The sequence below is a fragment of the Pseudomonas sp. SK3(2021) genome, from assembly GCF_016772375.1.
GTDB classification, from domain to species: domain Bacteria; phylum Pseudomonadota; class Gammaproteobacteria; order Pseudomonadales; family Pseudomonadaceae; genus Aquipseudomonas; species Aquipseudomonas chlororaphis_I.
The window spans coordinates 5,765,601-5,785,546 of record NZ_CP061943.1; the positions used below are offsets into that span (position 1 = coordinate 5,765,601).

Annotated in this window: 18 protein-coding genes; 4 read left to right on the forward strand and 14 right to left on the reverse strand. The window is 63.4% G+C overall.

Features of this window, described 5'->3' with window-relative positions; all coding sequences use genetic code 11:
- Positions 1–156 precede the first annotated feature (156 nt).
- The 3 genes from clpB to rluD all read right to left on the reverse strand — a co-directional run bounded on the left by clpB (position 157) and on the right by rluD (position 4,536).
- On the reverse strand, positions 157–2,721 hold the full coding sequence (clpB, locus tag IF690_RS25545; protein WP_202697897.1) for an ATP-dependent chaperone ClpB: 2,565 nt from the start codon (positions 2,719–2,721) through the stop codon (positions 157–159).
- A 130-nt stretch (positions 2,722–2,851) separates the two neighbouring features.
- A complete protein-coding gene (gene pgeF, locus IF690_RS25550; protein WP_202697937.1) occupies positions 2,852–3,577 on the reverse strand; it encodes a peptidoglycan editing factor PgeF in 726 nt (241 codons plus the stop codon).
- Positions 3,574–4,536 carry a 23S rRNA pseudouridine(1911/1915/1917) synthase RluD gene (gene rluD / locus IF690_RS25555; protein ID WP_009050933.1) on the reverse strand — a complete coding sequence of 321 codons (963 nt, stop codon included), beginning with the start codon at positions 4,534–4,536 and terminating at the stop codon, positions 3,574–3,576. The genes pgeF and rluD overlap by 4 nt, the downstream gene beginning before the upstream one ends.
- 151 nt (positions 4,537–4,687) lie before the next feature.
- Here rluD and IF690_RS25560 point away from each other — a divergent pair, with 151 nt between their 5' ends.
- The 3 genes from IF690_RS25560 (at position 4,688) to IF690_RS25570 (ending at position 7,680) form a co-directional block, all read left to right on the forward strand.
- Positions 4,688–5,710, forward strand: a complete 1,023-nt coding sequence (locus tag IF690_RS25560; protein WP_202697939.1) for an outer membrane protein assembly factor BamD — start codon at positions 4,688–4,690, stop codon at positions 5,708–5,710.
- Between the two features lie 134 nt (positions 5,711–5,844).
- Positions 5,845–6,078 carry a PP0621 family protein gene (locus IF690_RS25565; protein WP_007924721.1) on the forward strand — a complete coding sequence of 78 codons (234 nt, stop codon included), beginning with the start codon at positions 5,845–5,847 and terminating at the stop codon, positions 6,076–6,078.
- Between the two features lie 273 nt (positions 6,079–6,351).
- On the forward strand, positions 6,352–7,680 hold the full coding sequence (locus IF690_RS25570; RefSeq protein WP_202697943.1) for a sigma-54-dependent transcriptional regulator: 1,329 nt from the start codon (positions 6,352–6,354) through the stop codon (positions 7,678–7,680).
- Here the strand turns inward: IF690_RS25570 and thiO are convergent.
- From thiO to IF690_RS25605, 7 genes are read right to left on the reverse strand one after another with little or no spacing between them, the layout of a single operon-like run.
- The gene (gene thiO / locus IF690_RS25575; RefSeq protein ID WP_202697944.1) at positions 7,677–8,777 is read right to left on the reverse strand and encodes a glycine oxidase ThiO; all 1,101 of its coding nucleotides are present in this window, start codon (positions 8,775–8,777) and stop codon (positions 7,677–7,679) included. The two genes, IF690_RS25570 and thiO, sit on opposite strands and share 4 nt — an antisense overlap.
- A gap of 54 nt (positions 8,778–8,831) precedes the next feature.
- Positions 8,832–9,233, reverse strand: coding sequence for a type IV pilin protein (locus IF690_RS25580; protein ID WP_202697945.1), 402 nt, complete (start codon positions 9,231–9,233; stop codon positions 8,832–8,834).
- A 13-nt stretch (positions 9,234–9,246) separates the two neighbouring features.
- Entirely contained in the window at positions 9,247–12,321 is a 3,075-nt protein-coding gene (locus IF690_RS25585) for a pilus assembly protein (RefSeq protein WP_202697946.1), read from the reverse strand.
- On the reverse strand, positions 12,308–12,784 hold the full coding sequence (locus IF690_RS25590) for a pilus assembly PilX family protein (protein WP_252189518.1): 477 nt from the start codon (positions 12,782–12,784) through the stop codon (positions 12,308–12,310). Before IF690_RS25590 ends, IF690_RS25585 begins: the two co-directional genes overlap by 14 nt.
- A gap of 11 nt (positions 12,785–12,795) precedes the next feature.
- Entirely contained in the window at positions 12,796–13,518 is a 723-nt protein-coding gene (locus tag IF690_RS25595) for a PilW family protein (RefSeq protein ID WP_202697947.1), read from the reverse strand.
- Positions 13,515–13,967 (reverse strand): type IV pilus modification protein PilV, encoded by a 453-nt coding sequence (pilV, locus tag IF690_RS25600; protein WP_202697948.1) that lies wholly within the window; start codon positions 13,965–13,967, stop codon positions 13,515–13,517. The genes IF690_RS25595 and pilV overlap by 4 nt, the downstream gene beginning before the upstream one ends.
- Positions 13,964–14,434, reverse strand: a complete 471-nt coding sequence (locus IF690_RS25605) for a GspH/FimT family pseudopilin (protein WP_202697949.1) — start codon at positions 14,432–14,434, stop codon at positions 13,964–13,966. Before IF690_RS25605 ends, pilV begins: the two co-directional genes overlap by 4 nt.
- 133 nt (positions 14,435–14,567) lie before the next feature.
- Here IF690_RS25605 and IF690_RS25610 point away from each other — a divergent pair, with 133 nt between their 5' ends.
- Positions 14,568–15,092 (forward strand): GspH/FimT family pseudopilin, encoded by a 525-nt coding sequence (locus IF690_RS25610; RefSeq protein ID WP_202697950.1) that lies wholly within the window; start codon positions 14,568–14,570, stop codon positions 15,090–15,092.
- Here IF690_RS25610 and ispH read toward each other — a convergent pair whose 3' ends face one another.
- The 4 genes from ispH to ileS form a co-directional block, all read right to left on the reverse strand.
- On the reverse strand, positions 15,093–16,040 hold the full coding sequence (gene ispH, locus IF690_RS25615) for a 4-hydroxy-3-methylbut-2-enyl diphosphate reductase (protein ID WP_202697951.1): 948 nt from the start codon (positions 16,038–16,040) through the stop codon (positions 15,093–15,095).
- 122 nt (positions 16,041–16,162) lie between these two features.
- Positions 16,163–16,615 carry an FKBP-type peptidyl-prolyl cis-trans isomerase gene (gene fkpB / locus IF690_RS25620; RefSeq protein ID WP_202697952.1) on the reverse strand — a complete coding sequence of 151 codons (453 nt, stop codon included), beginning with the start codon at positions 16,613–16,615 and terminating at the stop codon, positions 16,163–16,165.
- Complete coding sequence (gene lspA, locus IF690_RS25625) at positions 16,608–17,120, reverse strand: signal peptidase II (RefSeq protein ID WP_025807545.1); 513 nt, start codon at positions 17,118–17,120, stop codon at positions 16,608–16,610. The genes fkpB and lspA overlap by 8 nt, the downstream gene beginning before the upstream one ends.
- Positions 17,113–19,944 (reverse strand): isoleucine--tRNA ligase, encoded by a 2,832-nt coding sequence (ileS, locus tag IF690_RS25630; protein WP_202697953.1) that lies wholly within the window; start codon positions 19,942–19,944, stop codon positions 17,113–17,115. The genes lspA and ileS overlap by 8 nt, the downstream gene beginning before the upstream one ends.
- Positions 19,945–19,946 lie beyond the last annotated feature (2 nt).

Consider the following 19,946-nt stretch of genomic DNA (forward strand, 5'->3'; position numbering starts at 1 on the left):
TTGCAACTTATTTCAGTTTTTTCCTCAGGGAGGAAAAACCCTTGGGGTGACGTACTGCGGGGCGCACTTTACAAGCCTTTGCCTTACAGTTCAACGCCCTATGCAAAAAAAGGCCTCGCAATGCGAGGCCTCCTTCATAACGACGCCCTATCCGGCTCAGACAAAGACGATTTCGTCGTTTTCCACCTTGGCCGTCACAGTGGCTCCTGGCAGGAAACTGCCAGACAGGATCAACTGTGCCAGCGGGTTCTCGATCCAGCGCTGGATCGCTCGTTTGAGCGGACGCGCGCCATAGACCGGGTCGTAGCCCACGGCAATCAGTTTGTCCAACGCCTCGCCACTCAGCTCCAGCTTGAGCTCGCGCTCCGCCAGGCGGCCGCGCAGGCGGCCCAGCTGGATCTCGGTGATGCCGGCGATCTGGTCCCGGGCCAATGGCTCGAAGATCACCACTTCGTCGATCCGGTTGATGAACTCCGGACGGAAATGGCTCGATACCGCATCCATCACCGCCGCCCGCTGTGCTTCGCGATCCCCCACCAGTTCCTGGATCTGCACCGAGCCCAGGTTGGAGGTCATGACGATCACCGTATTACGGAAGTCCACGGTACGCCCGTGGCTGTCCGTCAGGCGGCCGTCTTCCAGCACCTGCAGCAGGATGTTGAATACGTCTGGATGAGCCTTCTCGACCTCGTCCAGCAGGATCACCGAATAAGGCTTACGCCGCACCGCCTCGGTCAGGTAACCGCCCTCCTCGTAGCCGACGTAGCCTGGAGGCGCACCGATCAGCCGAGCCACGGAATGTTTCTCCATGAATTCGGACATATCGATCCGCACCATCGCCTCTTCGGTATCGAAAAGGAATTCGGCCAGCGCTTTGCACAGCTCGGTTTTACCCACACCGGTCGGGCCGAGGAACATGAACGAGCCACTTGGCCGGTTCGGATCGGACAACCCGGCGCGGGAGCGCCGCACGGCGTTGGCTACCGCCACCACGGCTTCGTTCTGGCCGATGACGCGCTGGTGCAGCAGGCTTTCCATTTTCAGCAGCTTGTCGCGCTCGCCTTCGAGCATCTTCGACACCGGAATACCGGTCCACTTGGACACGACTTCGGCGATTTCCTCTTCGGTCACCTTGCTGCGCAACAGCTGGTTCTCGCTTTGGCCATGCTGGTCGACCATCTGCAGGCTGCGCTCCAGGTCCGGAATCACCCCGTACTGCAACTCGGCCATACGGTTCAGGTCGCCTTTGCGGCGTGCGGCTTCCAGTTCCTGGCGGGACTGCTCGATCTTCTGCTGAATCTGCGCCGAACCCTGCACCTCGGCTTTCTCTGAGGTCCAGACTTCTTCCAGATCGGCGTATTCGCGCTCCAGGCGGGTGATTTCCTCCTGGAGTTTCTCCAGGCGCTTGATCGCCGCTTCGTCGTCTTCCTTCTTCAGGGCCTGGGACTCAACCTTCAGTTGAATCAGGCGCCGCTCCAGGCGGTCCAGCACTTCCGGCTTGGAGTCGATCTCCATGCGGATACGGCTGGCGGCTTCGTCGATCAGGTCGATCGCCTTGTCCGGCAACTGCCGGTCGGTGATGTAGCGATGGCTGAGCTTGGCCGCGGCAATGATCGCGCCGTCGGTGATCGCCACCTTGTGGTGCACCTCATAACGTTCTTTCAGGCCACGCAGGATGGCGATGGTGTCTTCTTCGCTCGGCTCATCCACCAGGACTTTCTGGAAGCGCCGCTCGAGGGCCGCGTCCTTCTCTATATATTGGCGGTACTCGTTGAGCGTGGTGGCCCCGACACAATGCAACTCGCCCCGGGCCAGGGCCGGCTTGAGCATGTTGCCCGCATCCATCGAGCCTTCGCCCTTGCCGGCGCCGACCATGGTGTGCAGTTCGTCGATGAACAGAATGATCTGCCCTTCCTGCTTGGAGAGCTCGTTGAGCAGGGATTTCAGGCGCTCTTCGAACTCACCCCGGTACTTGGCGCCGGCAATCAGCGCGCCCATGTCCAGGGACAGCAGGCGCTTGCCTTTCAGGCCGTCCGGCACCTCGCCATTGATGATGCGCTGGGCCAGGCCTTCGGCAATCGCGGTTTTACCCACGCCAGGCTCGCCGATCAGCACCGGGTTGTTCTTGGTCCGGCGTTGCAGCACCTGGATGGTCCGGCGAATTTCGTCGTCACGGCCGATCACCGGGTCGAGCTTGCCGTCTTCGGCGCGCTTGGTCAGGTCGACGGTGTATTTATCCAGGGCCTGGCGCGACTCCTCGACGTTGGCGTCATTCACCGCCTCGCCGCCACGCAGGTTATTGATGGCGTTTTCCAGCGCTTTCTTGCTGACGCCCTGGCCCAGCAGCAATTTGCCGAGCTTGCTGTTTTCGTCCATGGCCGCCAGCAGCACCAGCTCGCTGGAGATGAACTGGTCGCCCTTCTGCTGCGCCAGGCGATCGGCCTGGTTCAGCAGGCGCGCCAGATCCTGCGACATGTTCACGTCGCCAGTAGGGTTCTGGATTTTCGGCAAGCGGTCGAGCTCTTTGCTCAACTCCTTGCGCAGGCTGTTCACATCGAAGCCCACTTGCATCAGCAGCGGCTTGATCGAACCGCCCTGCTGTTCGAGCAGGGCCTGCAACAAGTGCGCCGGCTCGATGGCCGGGTGGTCGAGGCCGACCGCCAGGGATTGAGAATCGGATAATGCCAGCTGCAGCTTGCTGGTTAATCGGTCTATACGCATTAGTCACCTTCCTTTTGAGCAGGTCGGAGCGATGGACACACCTAAATAGAGAAACCTGCCAGATACCCCTGTAGATGCGGTCGATTCTGGAAGATTCAAGCCTGTCGAGCTTGACACAGGTCAGAAGAGTCTAGCGTTCCAGCCAGATCAGGGAAGCGAAGCGCCCGGTGCGCGGGCTGCGTCGGTAGGAATAGAAACGCGGATCGCTCACGGTGCAGAAACCACCGCCATGCACGGCCGTGACGCCGCATGCCGCCAAGCGCAGGCGGGCCAGCGTATAGATGTCAGCCATGAGCTTGCCGGGATTGTGGCTCGGCACAAAGGCCTGCTCGGTTTGCGGTAAGTGCCGGACGAACGCCTCACGGACTTCCGGCCCGACCTCGAAGGCTTGCGGACCGATGGCCGGCCCCAGCCAGACCAGTACGTCCTCAGGCGCAAGCTTCAGGCTATCGAGCGTCGCCTCCAGCACTCCGGCCGCCAACCCGCGCCAACCGGCATGGGCCGCTGCTACACGGGTACCGGCCCGGTCGCAGAACAGCGCTGGCAGGCAATCGGCGGTCATGGCGCTACAGGCGATGCCGGGCGTGGCCGTCCAGCTGGCATCGGCGGTGGCGACGACGGACGGATCCGCCTCCACTACATCAATACCGTGGACCTGCTTCAGCCAGGCCGGCTGTATGGAGAACCGATCGGTCAGGCGGCGGCGGTTTTCGGCTACTGCCCGCGGATCGTCGTCGACATGATCGCCCAGGTTGAGGCTGTCGAACGGCGCCAGGCTGACGCCGCCCGCACGGGTGGTGACGCAGGCCTTGACCCCGGCCGGCGCAGGCCAGTCAGGAATCAGCCAGTCACTCATCCGACGAAGGCCTCGCGGTCCTGCTTGAGCAGGGTCAGCAACCAGACGAAGTCTTCCGGCAGCGGCGATTCCCAGCTCATGCGTTCACCGGTGGTCGGATGATCCAGCTCCAGGAAACGCGCATGCAGCGCCTGCCGCGGGAAGTGTTTCAGGGATTCGACCATGGTCGGGCTCGCCGCCGGCGGAATGCGGAAGCGACCGCCATAGGCCGGGTCGCCGACCAACGGGAAGTTGATGTGCGCCATGTGCACGCGAATCTGGTGGGTACGACCGGTTTCCAGCTTGACCCGCACATGGGTGTGGGAACGGAAACGCTCGAGCACGCGGTAATGGCTGACGGCCTGCTTGCCACCTTCCATCACGGCCATGCGCTGGCGCTGCTGGCCATGGCGGCCGATCGGCGCATTGATCTTGCCACCGGCGGTGACCACACCGATCACGATGCATTCATAGATGCGGCTGACGCTGCGGCTCTGCAACTGGGCAACCAGCTGGGTCTGCGCCTGGATGGTCTTGGCCACCACCATCAGACCGGTGGTGTCCTTGTCCAGGCGATGGACGATGCCGGCGCGCGGCACGTTGATGATGTCCGGGACATGGTGCAGCAGGGCGTTGAGCAGCGTGCCATCGGCGTGACCGGCGGCGGGGTGGACCACCAGGCCGGCAGGCTTGTTGATGACCAGGATATCGTCGTCTTCATAGACGATATCCAGCTCGATGTCCTGAGCGATCCATTCTCCCTGAGCTTCCTGCTCGGCGGTCAGCTCAAGAACCGCGCCGCCATGGACGATGTCTCGCGGGCGGATAACCGCTCCATCCACAGTCAGGCGGCCGTCTTTGATCCAGGCGGAAAGGCGCGAGCGCGAGTGCTCAGCGAATAATTGGGCGGCGACTTGATCGAGGCGTTGGCCGCCCAGTTCGGACGGCACCTCTGCGCGAAGTTCAATTTTATCGGACATGCTCAGACTAGGCGTCGGCACAGCCTTTGGTTTCGGCTGCACGCTTGTGGTTAAATACGGCGTCTTTTGCCCCGAGGCTTTTCAACGGGGCGCTCATCATAACAGGACGGCCCCGCCCAAGACAGCGGCCGTCATAGGGACGCAAGCCGCCATGCAAGTGAAACACCTGCTGCTGATCGCCATCCTCGCACTGACCGCTGCTTGCTCATCGAAGGAAGTCGTTGACGAAAACCTGAGCGAGGTCGAGCTGTACCAGCAGGCGCAGACCGACCTGGACAACAACAGCTATACCAGCGCCACCGCCAAGCTCAAGGCCCTGGAGTCGCGTTATCCGTTCGGCCGCTACGCGGATCAGGCACAGCTCGAACTGATCTATGCCAACTACAAGAACGCCGAGCCGGAAGCCGCCAAGTCCGCCGCCGAGCGTTTCATCCGCCTGCATCCACAGCACCCGAACGTGGACTACGCCTACTACCTCAAGGGCCTGACCTCCTTCGACCAGGACGTCGGCCTGCTGGCGCGCTTCCTGCCGCTGGACATGACCAAGCGTGACCCGGGTGCCGCGCGCGACTCCTACAACGAGTTCGCCCAGCTCACCAGCCGCTTCCCGAACAGCCGCTACGCGCCGGACGCCAAGCAGCGCATGATCTACCTGCGCAACCTGCTGGCCTCCTACGAAATCCACGTGGCCGACTACTACCTGACCCGTCAGGCCTATGTAGCCGCCGCCAACCGTGGCCGTTACGTAGTGGAAAACTTCCAGGAAACCCCGTCGGTGGCCGATGGCCTGGCGGTGATGACCGAGGCTTACCTGCGTCTGCACCTGGACGAACTGGCCGCCACCAGCCTGGAAACCCTGAAGCTCAACTACCCCGATCACCCGAGCCTGGTCGACGGCCAGTTCGTGCCACGGGTCGCCGAGGCGGACAACCGCTCCTGGCTGAGCAAGGCCACCCTGGGCCTGATCGAGTCCCGTCCACCGCTGCCGCCGGGAGAAACCCGCGCCAACCAGGACGTGATGAAGCAATACCAGGACGCCAAGGACGCGATTCCGGCCGAGCTCAAGCCTAAAGACGCCAATGGCGACGCTGTCGAAGAAGAACAGCACGAAGCCGAAGGCAACAACAGCGATCGCTCGTGGTTCAGCTACATGACCTTCGGCGTGTTCGACTGACACCGCCGCGGTTAGCCAAAAGGGAGACTTTCGAGTCTCCCTTTTTTTGTCCGCGGATTTCAGCGCCGATTGCACTGTGCGCCCGGCATGACCTTGGCTAAACTGCCGGTTCCTCACTCACATAGCTGGCTACCATGCTTCGTTTACTGTTCTGGATCGCCCTGATTGCCGCTGCGGTATGGCTCTGGCGCAAATTCAAGCAGCCCGCCTCCGGCACCGCTGCTCCCCGCGAACCCAGCACCACGCCCATGGTGCGCTGCGCCCATTGCGGGGTGCACCTGCCCCGTGACCGGGCGCTGAGCCTCGAGCAACAGTGGTATTGCAGCCAGGCCCACCTGGAGCAAGGTCCGATTTCCCGCGATCGCTGAGCCTCGACCGGCAGTGGTGCAGATGACGTCGAAAGCGCGTTGTTTGCACCGCTGAATAATTCGCTACAAAAAAGCCTCCAGCCCACCCTCGTCTCATATCCGGCCGGCAACCCTCGGCAAACCGGGCATATGCCCTGCACATCATCCTGAACCCGGCCAAACAACCCGGCCTTGAGCAGGGCCAACGACCTCAAGCCTGCCTAGACTTCACGACACGCCAGGATGGCGGGTGCTCTCACACCTCTTTCGCTCACGGATGAAGCAGTAAGCAGCATGGGCCCACGGCAAAAAGTCCTGATCGTCGATGACGATCCAGGCATTCGCGAATATCTGGAAATCAGCCTCGGCCGGATGCAACGCCATACCCGCAGTGTCCGCACCCTGGGCGAAGCCCGTCACTGGCTGGCCCGGGAAGGTTTCGACCTGTGCCTGAGCGACCTGCATCTGCCCGACGGCACGGGGCTGGAATTGCTCGAGCATATCCAGCGCCACCGGCTGCGAATGCCGCTGGCCATACTCAGCACCTGCGCCCGCCAGGAAACCGCGGTCCACGCCCTGAAGGCTGGCGCCATCGACTTCCTGAGCAAACCCGTGGCCCTGGCCCGCTTGCGCGAGCTACTGAACGGCCCCCTGCCCAAATCGATACCACCGAAGCCTGTTACTGGCCCCTTGCTGGGCAATTCGACCGCCATGCACAAACTGCGTGGACAGATCCACAAACTGGCCCGGAGTCAGGCCTCGGTCTATATCAGCGGAGAATCCGGCAGCGGCAAGGAACTGGTCGCCCGCGCTATCCATGACCAGGGACCACGGGCCAGCCAGGGCTTCGTGCCGATCAACTGCGGGGCCATTCCGCCGGAGCTGATGGAGAGCGAGTTTTTCGGCCATCGCAAAGGCAGCTTCAGCGGCGCCATCGAAGACAAGCCCGGCCTGTTCCAGGCAGCGCACGGCGGCACGCTGTTTCTCGATGAGGTGGCCGATCTGCCGCTGGCGATGCAGGTCAAATTGCTCCGTGCGCTCCAGGAGAAGGCGGTGCGCTGTGTCGGCGGGCAGCAGGAGGTCCAGGTCGATGTGCGCATTCTCTGCGCCACCCACAAGACGCTGCAGGCGGAAGTGCATGCCGGGCGCTTTCGTCAGGACCTCTACTACCGCCTCAACGTGATCGAGCTGGCGGTGCCACCGCTAAGGGCGCGCAAGGCTGATATCGAGCCCTTGGCCACCGCCATCCTCGAGCGCCTGGCACAGGGCAACGGCCAACAATTGGCGCAGCTCCAGCCAGGCGCGCTGCTGGCACTCCAGGGCTACGATTTTCCCGGCAACGTGCGCGAACTGGAGAACCTGCTCGAGCGGGCGCACACCCTGTGCGAGAACGGGCAGATCGAAGCACGCGACCTGCAACTGACGCCGAACAGCGCCCACCCGGCCATCGCGCCCGGCCCGGCACAGGTGATCGACCTTGAAGGTTACCTGCAGGAAGTCGAGCGCCGGCTGATCCTCCAGGCCCTGGAGCACACCCGCTGGAACCGCACGGCGGCGGCCCAGCGCTTGAGCCTGTCGTTTCGTTCGATGCGCTACAGGCTGAAGAAACTCGGCCTGGATTAGATGCGCCCACTGGGCGCATAAGGCGCCGGGTCGATGATCGGCTCCCGGCCCAGCATCAGGTCGGCGAACAACTGGCAGGATGCCGGCGCCAGAACCAAACCGTTGCGGTAATGCCCGCAGTTCAGCCACAGCCCCTCCAGCCCCGGGACCGGGCCGATATAGGGAATGCCCTCGGGCGAGCCCGGGCGCAACCCCGCCCAATGCCCCACCACCTCGGCCTGCGCCACTGCCGGGATCAACTCGATGGCCGAAGCCTTCAGGCTTTCCAGGGCCGATGAGGTCGGGGTCTTGTCAAAGCCTTCGTGCTCCAGGGTGCTGCCGATCAGGATGTGGCCGTCGCGCCGGGGAATCGCATAACGCCCCTTGGCCAGGACCATGCAAGAAAGAAAGTCCGAGGCGCACTTGTAGAGGATCATCTGGCCTTTGACCGGTTCCACCGGCAATGCCAGGCCCAGGCTCTTGAGCAATTCGCCGCTCCAGGCTCCTGCCGCCAGCACTACCTGATCGCCACGGATTTCACCCAGGGAGGTCTGTACCCCAAGGACTCGTTCACCTTCGCGGATAAACCCACTGACTTCGCAGTGCTCGTGAATGGTCACCGCCGGCAACGCCGACAGGGCGGCCTTCAACGATTTGACCAGGCGCGGATTGCGCACGTTGGCCACGTCGGCCATGTAGATCGCCCGCGAAAAACCGCCGCCCAGCACCGGCACCGCGTCGTGAGCCAGCGAGATATCCACAGCGCTCAATGGCCGCTGTTCTCGTCGGGCCCAGGCCAGCGCTTCGGCTTCGTCGTCGAGGTCCAGCCAGTACAAGCCGGTGGTGTGCACTTCGGGATCGACCCCGGTCGTGGCGAACAGGCGTTCGGCCAGTTGTGGATAAAAGTCCTGCGACCAGTGCGCCAGCGCCGTGACCGCCGGGCTGTAGCGCCAGGGGTACAGCGGCGAGACGATCCCGCCGCCGGCCCATGAGGATTCCTGGCCGACATTCGAGCGCTCGAGCAGCACCACCTGCTGCCCGGCGGACGCCAGGTTGAACGCGGTCAGCAGGCCGATCACTCCACCGCCGACAATCACCACTTGCTGTTGCTTTGCCATAGTCCAGTCCAGGAAATAAAAACACCGGGCGCCACCCGCACCCGACAAGGTTGCTCAGCGTCCCCAGCAGTCTTTGCTGGTCACCCCGTCGGCCATGTTGTTGTTGCCCATGGCACCGGTGTGGCTAAGGGTGAACTCGCCGCACTTGTCGCCGGCCATCATGCCCTCGCTTTTCGGCGTCGCGGTCAGGGTAAAGCTCTGGTCGGCCAGCACCGGCGTGATGCTGTAGTCGTCGTTGCCGGCGCTGAGACCCGGAGCGTTGCTGTAGACACCGCCCTTGGAGTGAAAACGCTCGAGGCTCTGTGCCTGCTCCGACAGCAGGCCGGCGATTTGCGTGCGATGGGTTTTCTTCACGTACTCGGTGATGCTGGGAAGGCTCAGGGTGACGACGAGCCCGATGATCGCAATCACGATCATGATTTCGATCAGGGTAAAACCTTGGTTGGATCTACGCATGCCTCACTCTCACTTACTGTATTTGTCGCCACATGATACGGCGGCTGCCACCGCCCGGTTTCTCGACCAGGGAGGCGATGCCGCCGCCGGAATCGCTGACAATTTTTCGGGTAGCACGGTTAAGCACAGCACTCAACGCAGGAATGCCGCCGGTGAAGATGACACCGCTGGAAGGCGTGTCCAGGCCATCGACCACTTCATCGCCATTGGTGTCGAGCACGGCGTCGCCCTGCATCTTACCGCTGAATGCGTCCAGCTCGACCAATTTGCCGTTGCCCGCGCTGGAACAAGGGTCGCCCGCCTCGACAGCGGCGGTGCTGAAGACAATGCGACCCGCCACCAGCGTGGCCGGATTGATCACCCGCTCACCGCTTGAAGCCTCCCCCAACGGCAGGTACCAGCCCTGCTCCGCCGGATAACTGACGTCCGCCTGGGTGCTGGTGATATAGGAACCCGCGCTGCCGGCAAACAGCCCGGTGATCGCTTGCGCCTGCAGATCAGCCACGGTGATCCGGCCCACCCCGCCCGGGGCATCCCAGACCGCGTAGAAGCCCTGGGCATCCTTGCTGCGTTTGTCGGCCAGCTCGCTGAGCTTGCCGGTGCCGAACAGCACCAGCTTGCCGCCCTCGGGATGATCCACCAGCAACGGTTGCGCGGTGATCGGCTGGGTCGCACCGCCCGCAGCGCTGAACAGCGGAGCACCGCCAAAAGCCAGGCCCCAGCTGTCCGGCGCCGAACCGCTCAAATCGAACTTCCACAGATGGCCCTGGAGGTCGCCGCCATAGGCCGCCTGGATTCTATTCTGGCTGTCCACCCGCAACTTCACCGAGGACAAGCCGTTCTCCTGCCCATTGCCATCGACCGGGATTTTCCTGATCAGCGAGCCATCGCGAATATCCACCACATACAAGGCGGCAACCCCGGAATGGCTGCCATAACCATTGCCGATGAAGGCCGCCCAGCGCCCGTCGGCCAGGCGTGCCACTTCCGGGCGGGCGTAGGCATAACCCAGGTCATTGAATGGATGGTCGATATCGGCCAATGCAGGCGCGGCAATTTCCCACAGCGCCTGGGGCGTATTGCCGGCCTGGCCATACAGCTGCAGCGCGTAAAACGCCTTGCCGCCGGCCCCCGTGCCCGCCAACGCCAGGGTTGCCCAGGCCGTGCCGAGCTGGGCATCGACTACCGTCACCGGTCCATCGGCCAGGAACCGGTGACGATCGCCATTGGCATAGCCGGGGTCGGCGATGTGATGCAGCAGCGGCAAGGCACTGGAGGGCATATAGGCGTAGCGGCGCCGGCCATTCGCCGCGTCGATCAGCGAAAGCAGGCCGTCATTGGCGTTGACCAACAGGCTCGGGGTCATGCCTTGGGCCTTGCTCGCCAGGTAGGCGCTGTAGTCGCTGTCGCCCTGCGGATCGGCGGCACCCTGCGCGGTCGGCTCCGCCATGACCAGCGGCGAGTTGACGATGTCCCCCAGCAAGCGGGTACGCACCTTGAGCCCTGCCCGGCTGGCCCCCTGGCTCCAGGCCAGTAAATCGGCTGCGCTGATACCGGGCGGCAGATCCTGGGCGAGCGCGGCCAGCTGCACGCCGGAGAGCTGGTCATGGCGCAAGGCAACGACGGTCCGGGTGGCGCTGTTCCAGGTCTGGAAGATCCCCGGCGACGCATCGGGAACCAGGGTCGAGTCCGTGCTCCATAGCGGCGTTCCGGTATCGACCGCACCGGCAGGGCTGATGCCGTACGCCCTGATGGTGCCGTGCCAATCGCCGGGGTCGTAAGACGCCTGGAAATAACTCGAACCGCTGGCCAGCCCGGCGGCCCCCGCCGTGGCGGTCCCAGCCTGGGCCGCGGAAGCCGAAACCTCGCCCAGGGCCGAGGCCAGTGCTGCGTCGAGCCCCACCTTGTCGGTCACCGGGTAGAACTTGCCCCGGCCATAGTTCGCCGCATCCACCAGCATCGGATACTGCACGTTGAGACCGATGGTGTAGGTGTTCATGTGCTGTTGCACGAAACCCGCCGAATCCCAGCTTTTTCCCGCGATATCCATGCCTGCCGTGCGCATGTCGATATCCACCGCCAGCTTGGCGATGTCATCCAGATACAGGCTGCTGCCCTCCTCGTTGCCGCCAGGATCAATACCGTCATTGGGCACCCCATCCCAATCAGGCAGGCTGGCCGCCCCCTGGGGTTCACGGGAGGGAAAACTGTGGTCATGACTGGGCAGGCCATCGGTCACCACCAGGCCGTAATTGCGCTGGCAACGGTACTGGATCGGGCTGTCATAGGTGGACGGCGTGCGGTTGTAGTAAGGCGTCAGGCCACGAAAATAACGACTGATCTCGTAATAAGTTTCCGCCAGCGGCGCCTCGGCCGAGGCCCTGAGCCCACCGATGGCGGACAGCAATGCCTGGTAGTTAGCGTCGGCCTGAGCCTGGCTGACCTGGTCGCTGACTGGTGCCAGATCGCTGATGGCGCGCACGATACGCCCACCCGGCGCCAGATCGCCGCCCGCTGGCGGGTTGAAGCTCGCCAGGCCGATGCGCAGCGCGCGGTTGTCAGCCACCAGCTTGCTGGCGGCCTCACGAACCAGGGCCATCCGGTCCTGAGCGGGAATCGAGCCATCGGTGAAATCCCGGTCGCGGCCGTCGGCCAGGGCAAGCAGATAGGCCAAATAGGCAGCCGAATAACGGGTGCTGCCACGCCCTGCCGGATCTGGCAGCTTGAGGCACTGTGGCCGAGCAGCGCCGCGATAGAACCCGACATAGCCGCTGGCACAGCCCGCCTGGCTCAGCGTTGAAAGGGCCATCGAATCCGCCGCGCTCGGACTGGCTCCGGGCAGGCATTCGCCCGCCTGCATCCGGCACGGCCTGACCGGCGCCCGCGCCAGCCCGGGATCGAAGCCGGGGGCATAGACGATGCTGTTCATGCTCTGCGAGTCGTCGAGCAGCAGCATCACATTCGGCGCCACCGCCGCCGCATTCGCCAAGGGCGCCTGGGCCGGGGCGAAACCGTAGGCCGGGGCACTCAGGTAGAGGCTCAGCAAAGCGCCAGCCAGCAATCCCCCAGGCCTTTCAGTACTTGGCATAGATGCTCTCCAGCACGCTGCGCGAATGGCCGGCCAGCCCGACAGCGGTCACCCGGTACAGGGTCGCGGAAGTGTTGCTCGGCACATTGACCGCCCCCAGCGTCGTACCAATGTTCTGCACACCGTAAAAGCCGTTACCGGTGGCGATCCAGGTCACGCCCGAATGGCTGTTGTGGCCCGCGGCGCCGATGACCGCGGACTCGCCGGGCGGCGCGCACTGGCCGCCGGTACAGGCCGGTAACGAATAACTGTCCTGCTGCACCGCGCTCTCGCCAATGCGCAGGGCCATCTCCGCCGCCTGGAACGACTGGTTGCGCAGCCACAGGCCGCCGGACATCTTTTCCTGCAACGTGGCGTTCTGCATCGACGAAATGCCGATCAAGGTCAGCAGCAACAGGAACACCAGGCTCATCAGCAGCGCCATGCCGCGCTGCGCCCCCGGAGCCGTTCGATACGAAGTCATCGGCAACTCACTCACAACAGGCGATTGCGCAAGGCAGCCACCACATTGAACGTCTGCGGCCGCACGCGCGCCTGGGGATCGCTCAGGGTCAGGCTCAAGCGCACGCTGCGGATCCGTGCCGGGTCGCCTGGATCGCGACTGTAGCGGGAAGCCGCGACATCCGTGGCCGTGCTGGCGATGCCGAACGACACATCGAAAGCGCTCACATTGTTCACCAGCACCGCCTGACTGGAGCCGGTGCCGGTGCCGGTGCCGGTGCCCATCAGCAGTTGATCGTTCTTCAGGCTGTACACCAGGCGCCGCACCGCAAACGCCTGCTGCCCCATGGGGGCCTTGCGGGCACCGGTGTAGGCGGTGGCGCTGTTGCGGCAATCGCTCAGCACGGTCCAGGTCGGGGCGCCGCCGCTGTCGCCGATATCGGCCGTGACCAGCGTCAGCCGGTGGTTGGCGTTGTCCCAGCGGATCGGTGTCTGTGCATGGCCGGCGAAGTCCGAGGCGGTGCTGGAATCGGCGATGCTCTGCAGGCAGCCGAACATGCCGACCATGCGTATTTCCTGGATCATCTTGCTCAGCACGAAACGCGCGTCCTCTTGCAGGCCGGCCGAGGCGCTCTGGCTGAGGTAGGTATTTTTGGCCGAGATGAAAATCTGCGTCACGCCCAAGGCCACGATCAGGCTCAACGCCAGCGCCACCAGCATTTCGATCAGGCCGAAACCGCTGTTCCAGCGCCTCATCGCTTATCCCCTGGATCCACCGCCACCCGGCTGCTCAAGACAAAACTGCGGGAGCCTTCAGACTGGGCGGAGGCATGGGCGGCGCGGGAGTCATCCCAGGTGATGCTGATGGTGAACACGCCCTGCTTGAGGCTGATATGGCCCTCGGCGCTCGGCCCGCCAAAGCTCTCGACATTGCGCTTGAAGTCATACAGGTCCTGGTCCCGAACCACGCTGAAATTGCCGGTGTCGGGTGCCGCCACTGTGTAGTCCGCGGCGCTGTTGGCGCGGATGCGATCGAGCATGTCATAGGCGATGAAGCTGGCCTGGCTGGTCATCAATGCACTGTCGGTATAACGCAGGGCATTGAGCTGGAGCGCCGCCGCACCGAGCAGGCCCACGCCGAGAATCAGCACCGCCACCAGCACCTCGATCAGCGTCATCCCGGCCTGCACGCTCCTGCCCGTCATTGGCACTCCCCGTTTACCGCTATCCGTCCGTTCAGGCACAGCGTGATCGTCCTGTGTTGCCCGCCCAGCACATAGGTCATGACCGGCGGAACCGCTGCCGATACGCCACCCAGCGCGTTGAATCCAATGCTGTCGAACTCAGAGGTTAGCGTCAGCCGGGCGCCACGACTGACCGCGGGAACAACCCGCAATACATTCGTCGCCGGTCCGTCGCCTTGATAAATCGACAGCCCCCGGCTCCAGTCCGAATCCACGGCGGCCGGGCGCAGATAAATGGGCAAACCACGGTCGATCGCCTCCAGACGCGCGTAATTCAAGCTGCGCAGCAGTTCGCTGAGGTCGCTGTCGGCCTTGGCGCGCTGCGCCATCTGACTGAACGCCGGAACCACCAGGGTCAACAAAACCGCCGAAACTGCCAGGGCGACCAGCAATTCGATCAGCGTGAACCCCTCTGTGCGGTAACGCATGCCATCCCCTTGAGCGGCCAGCGGCTATAACTGGCTCTAGCACTTCGAACCTTCATAGACCGAAGGTTCGCGGTTTTGCTCAATAGCCGGACAAGGATTGTCCGGGCCTGTCGCACTCCATGGAGGGAGAACCATGCCGCAGAAGGGTTTCGGCCTGATCGAAATAATCGTGGGCTTGGCGCTTGCCAGCCTGTTGATGCTGTTCGCCACCACCTCATTCGGGGAGCTGTTGCAGTCGACATGCCGGCTGGATGCCGCACAGATGCTTGCCAGCGGCCTCCGCAATGCGCGCACCGAAGCCATCCTGCGCCAGCAGCGAATCGTCATTCACGGGTTGAACGATGACTGGAGCCAGGGTTGGCGGATCATTCTGGATATCAGTGGCGAGGGCTCGCAGGACAGCGATAACCCGGTGCTGCTTGAACGCCGGGCAGACGCCCGGGTGGCGGTTGTCGGCAATCGCCCGGTGCAGCATTTCGTGCGTTTCAGTGGCCTGGGCGATCCGCTGCTGCCCAGCGGGGCCTTTCAGGCCGGGACGCTACACATCTGCGGGGCCGTCCCGGGAACGAGCCAGCACCAGGTGGTGCTTTCCCGCAGCGGGCGGGTCAGCCTGCGCAACGACAAGGCCGCGCAGGCGTTATGCGACAGGCAGGGCTGATCAGAGCAGCGAACGAACGCGCAGCTCTTTGGGCATGGAGAAGGTGATGTTTTCTTCGCGACCGGCCAGTTCGTCGGCGCCGGTGGCACCCCAGGCGTGCAGTTGCTCGATCACGCCCCGTACCAGCACCTCGGGAGCCGAAGCCCCGGCGGTGATGCCGATGCGCTCGACGCCGTCGAACCAGCTGCGCTGCATATCCTCGGCACCGTCGATCAGGTATGCCGGTGTGGCCATGCGTTCGGCCAGCTCACGCAGGCGGTTGGAGTTGGAGCTGTTCGGGCTGCCCACCACCAGCACCACATCGCACTCGTCGGCCAGTTGCTTGACCGCGTCCTGACGGTTCTGCGTGGCGTAGCAGATATCGTCCTTGCGTGGCCCGCCGATGGCCGGAAAACGCTGGCGCAGGGCATCGATGACCCGGCTGGTGTCGTCCATCGACAAGGTGGTCTGGGTGACGAACGCCAGCTTTTCAGGATTGCGCACCTGCAATTCGGCGACGTCTTTCTCGTCTTCCACCAGGTAGATCGCGCCACCGTTGCTGGCGTCGTACTGCCCCATGGTGCCTTCGACTTCCGGGTGGCCGGCATGGCCGATCAGGATGCATTCGCGACCGTCGCGACTGTAGCGCGCCACTTCGATATGCACCTTGGTCACCAGCGGGCAGGTCGCATCGAAGACTTTCAAGCCACGGCCCGCCGCTTCGCTGCGCACGGCCTGGGAAACGCCGTGGGCGCTGAAGATCACGATGACGTCATCCGGCACCTGGTCCAGCTCCTCGACAAAGATCGCTCCGCGAGCGCGCAGGTCTTCGACAACAAATTTGTTGTGCACCACTTCATGACGCACGTAGATCGGCGGCCCGAAGACCTCCAGGGCGCGATTGACGATTTCGATCGCGCGGTCCACGCCAGCGCAGAAGCCACGGGGGTTGGCGAGTTTGATTTGCATGCTGTGCCTCGTGTCTTGCGGGCAAGGAATAATCATGGCAACCGCTTCGCGGTTGATCGCGAGCAGGCTCGCTCCTACAGAAAACCACGATCCTTGTAGGAGCGAGCTTGCTCGCGATGCCTTTAAAGCGCTTTAACGTCGATGATCTCGACATCAAAGGTCAAGGTTTTACCGGCCAACGGATGGTTGAAGTCAACCGTCACCTGGGTGTCATCAAAGGCTTTGACCACGCCTGGCAGCTCAGTATTCGCCGCATCGTTGAAGATCACCAGCAGGCCTTCGGACAGCTCCATATCCTGGAACTGCGAGCGCGGGATGATCTGCACGTTTTGCGGGTTCGGCTGGCCAAAGGCGTTTTCCGGCTCGATGGTCAGGCTGCGCTTGTCGCCCGCCTTGAAACCGAACAGGGCGGCTTCAAAACCTGGCAACAGGTTGCCGTCACCGACCTTGAAGGTCGCCGGGGCCTTGTCGAAGGTGCTGTCCACCGTGTCGCCGTTCTCCAGGCGCAATGCGAAATGCAAAGTGACTTCCGTGTTCTGGCCGATGCGTTGCCCAGCCAATACCTGTTCAGTCATGAACGGCTTCTCCGGTTTTCTTGCTTTTGAACATATCCAGCGCAAGCATCACCGCACCCACGCTGATGGCGCTGTCGGCGAAGTTGAACGCCGGGAAATACCAGCGGTTCTGCCAATGCACCAGGATGAAATCGATCACATGGCCCAGGGCAATGCGGTCGTACAGGTTGCCCAGCGCGCCACCCAGCACCAGTGCCAGGGCGACCGCCAACCAGGTTTCGTTGCGCCCCAGGCGCTTGAGCCAGACCACCAGCACCGCGCTGACCACCACCGCGATCAGGGCGAACAACCAGCGTTGCCAGCCCGAGCTGTCCGCCAGGAAGCTGAATGCCGCACCAGTGTTGTAGGCCAGGGTCCAGCTGAAGTAATCCGGGATCACCACGATCTGCTGGTACATCGACAGCGAGCTTTCGAAGTGCAGCTTGCTGGCCTGGTCGATGACCAGGACCAGCACGCTCAACCACAGCCAGCCCAGACGGCCGAAACGGCCCGCGGCATTAGGCATAGTGACGAACCTCGCCTTCGCCGCTGATGTTGTCGACGCAACGACCGCAGATTTCCGGGTGCTCAGGGTGCACGCCGACATCCTCACGGCAGTGCCAGCAACGGGCGCACTTGGCGAAGCTCGACTTGACCACTTTCAGCTTGAGGCCGGCGACTTCGGTTTCCACCGCATCCGCCGGTGCCTGCGCGAAAGGCGCGACGCTGGCGGTGGAGGTGATCAGCACGAAACGCAGCTCGTTGCTCAGCTTGGCCAGGTCGGCGCTCAGCGCTTCTTCGGCATACAGGGTCACTTCGGCTTGCAGGTTGCCACCGACGGCCTTGGCCGCGCGCTGGATTTCCATTTCCTTGTTGACCGCGACCTTGACCGCCATGATCCGCTCCCAGTAGGCACGGTCCAGCTCGAAGCCTTCCGGCAGCTCGCTGAGGCCCTGGTACCAGGTGTTGAGCATGACCGATTCGTTGCGCTCGCCCGGCAGGTACTGCCACAGTTCGTCGGCGGTGAAGGCGAGGATCGGCGCGATCCAGCGCACCAGCGCTTCGGAGATGTGGAACAGCGCGGTCTGGCACGAACGACGGGCCTTGCTGTTGACGCCAGTGGTGTATTGGCGGTCCTTGATGATGTCCAGGTAGAAACCGCCCAGCTCCTGCACGCAGAAGTTGTGCACCTTGGAGTAGACGTTCCAGAAGCGGTATTCGCCGTAGTGCAGTTCCAGCTCGCGCTGCAGCAGCAGGGTACGGTCCACGGCCCAACGGTCCAGGGCGAGCATTTCTTCGGCCGGCAGGATATCGGTGGCCGGGTTGAAGCCGCTCAGGTTGGAAAGCAGGAAGCGCGCGGTGTTGCGGATACGCCGGTAGGCGTCGGCGCTGCGCTGCAGGATCTGGTCGGAAACCGCCATTTCACCGGAGTAGTCGGTGGCCGAGACCCACAGGCGCATGATGTCGGCACCCAGGGTGTCGTTGACTTTCTGCGGCGCGATCACGTTGCCCAGGGACTTGGACATCTTGCGACCGTTCTCGTCGACGGTGAAACCATGGGTCAGCAACTCGCGATACGGCGCATTGCCATCGATCGCGCAGCCGGTCAGCAGGGACGAGTGGAACCAGCCGCGGTGCTGGTCGGAACCCTCCAGGTACAGGTCGGCACGCGGACCGCTGGTGTGGCCCATCGGGTGCGAGCCACGCAGTACGTGCCAATGCGTGGTACCGGAGTCGAACCAAACGTCCAGGGTGTCGCTGATCTTGTCGTATTGCGCGGCTTCATCGCCCAGCAACTCGGCCGCGTCCATCTTGAACCAGGCCTCGATGCCCTCCAGTTCGACGCGCTTGGCAACGATCTCCATCAGCTCGACGGTGCGTGGGTGCAGGTCGCCGCTTTCCTTGTGCAGGAAGAACGGGATCGGCACGCCCCAGTTGCGTTGACGGGAGATGCACCAGTCCGGGCGGTTGGCGATCATCGAATGCAGGCGCGCCTGGCCCCAGGCTGGAACGAACTGAGTCTCCTCGATGGCCTGCAACGCGCGCTGGCGCAGGGTGTTGCCGCTGGTTGGCTGCTTGTCCATGCCGACGAACCACTGCGCGGTGGCGCGGTAGATCAGCGGGGTCTTGTGGCGCCAGCAGTGCATGTAGCTGTGGCTGATGGTTTCGGTGTGCAGCAGCGCACCGACTTCAGTCAGCTTGTCGACGATGGCCGGGTTGGCCTTCCAGATGAACTGGCCGCCGAAGAACTCCAGCGAGCTGGCGTACACGCCGTTGCTCTGCACGGGGTTGAGGATGTCGTCGTTGACCATGCCGTAACGCTTGCAGGTCACGAAGTCGTCTTCGCCGTAGGCTGGCGACGAGTGAACCACGCCGGTACCGGCGCCCAACTCGACGTAGTCAGCCAGGTAGACCGGCGACAGGCGATCGTAGAACGGGTGACGGAAGTTGATCAGCTCCAGCGCCGAACCCGCGGCAGTGGCGATCACCGAGCCTTCCAGGTTGTAGCGGGCCAGGCAGGACTCCACCAGTTCTTCGGCCAGGACCAGCAGCTTGTCGCCAGCATCGACCAGGGCGTAGTTGAACTCAGGGTGAACGTTCAGCGCCTGGTTGGCCGGGATGGTCCACGGGGTGGTGGTCCAGATCACGATCGAAGCCGGCTTGCTCAGCTTGGCCAGGCCAAAGGCGGCGGCCAGCTTGTCTTCGTCGGCGATCGGGAAGGCCACGTCGATGGTCGAGGACTTCTTGTCCTGGTACTCGACTTCCGCTTCAGCCAGGGCCGAACCACAGTCGAAACACCAGTTCACCGGCTTGAGGCCCTTGAACACGAAACCGCCCTTGACCATTTCCGCCAGGGCACGGATTTCCCCGGCTTCGTTGGCAAAATCCATGGTCTTGTACGGGTTGGCCCAGTCGCCCAGCACACCCAGGCGGATGAACTCGGCCTTCTGGCCCTCGATCTGCTCGGTGGCGTAGGCGCGGCACAGCTCACGGGTCTTGTCCGAGGACAGGTTCTTGCCGTGGGTGACCTCGACCTTGTGCTCGATCGGCAGGCCGTGGCAGTCCCAGCCCGGAACATAAGGCGCGTCGAAGCCCGCCAGGGTCTTCGAGCGGATGATCATGTCCTTGAGAATCTTGTTGACCGCATGACCGATGTGAATCGAGCCGTTGGCGTAGGGCGGACCGTCGTGAAGAACGAACTTCGGACGATCCTTGCCAATTTCGCGCAACTTACCGTACAGGCCAATGCTGTCCCAGCGCTGCAGAATCTGCGGTTCGCGCTGAGGCAGGCCGGCCTTCATTGGGAAGGCGGTGTCCGGAAGGTTTAGCGTGGCTTTATAGTCGGTCATTT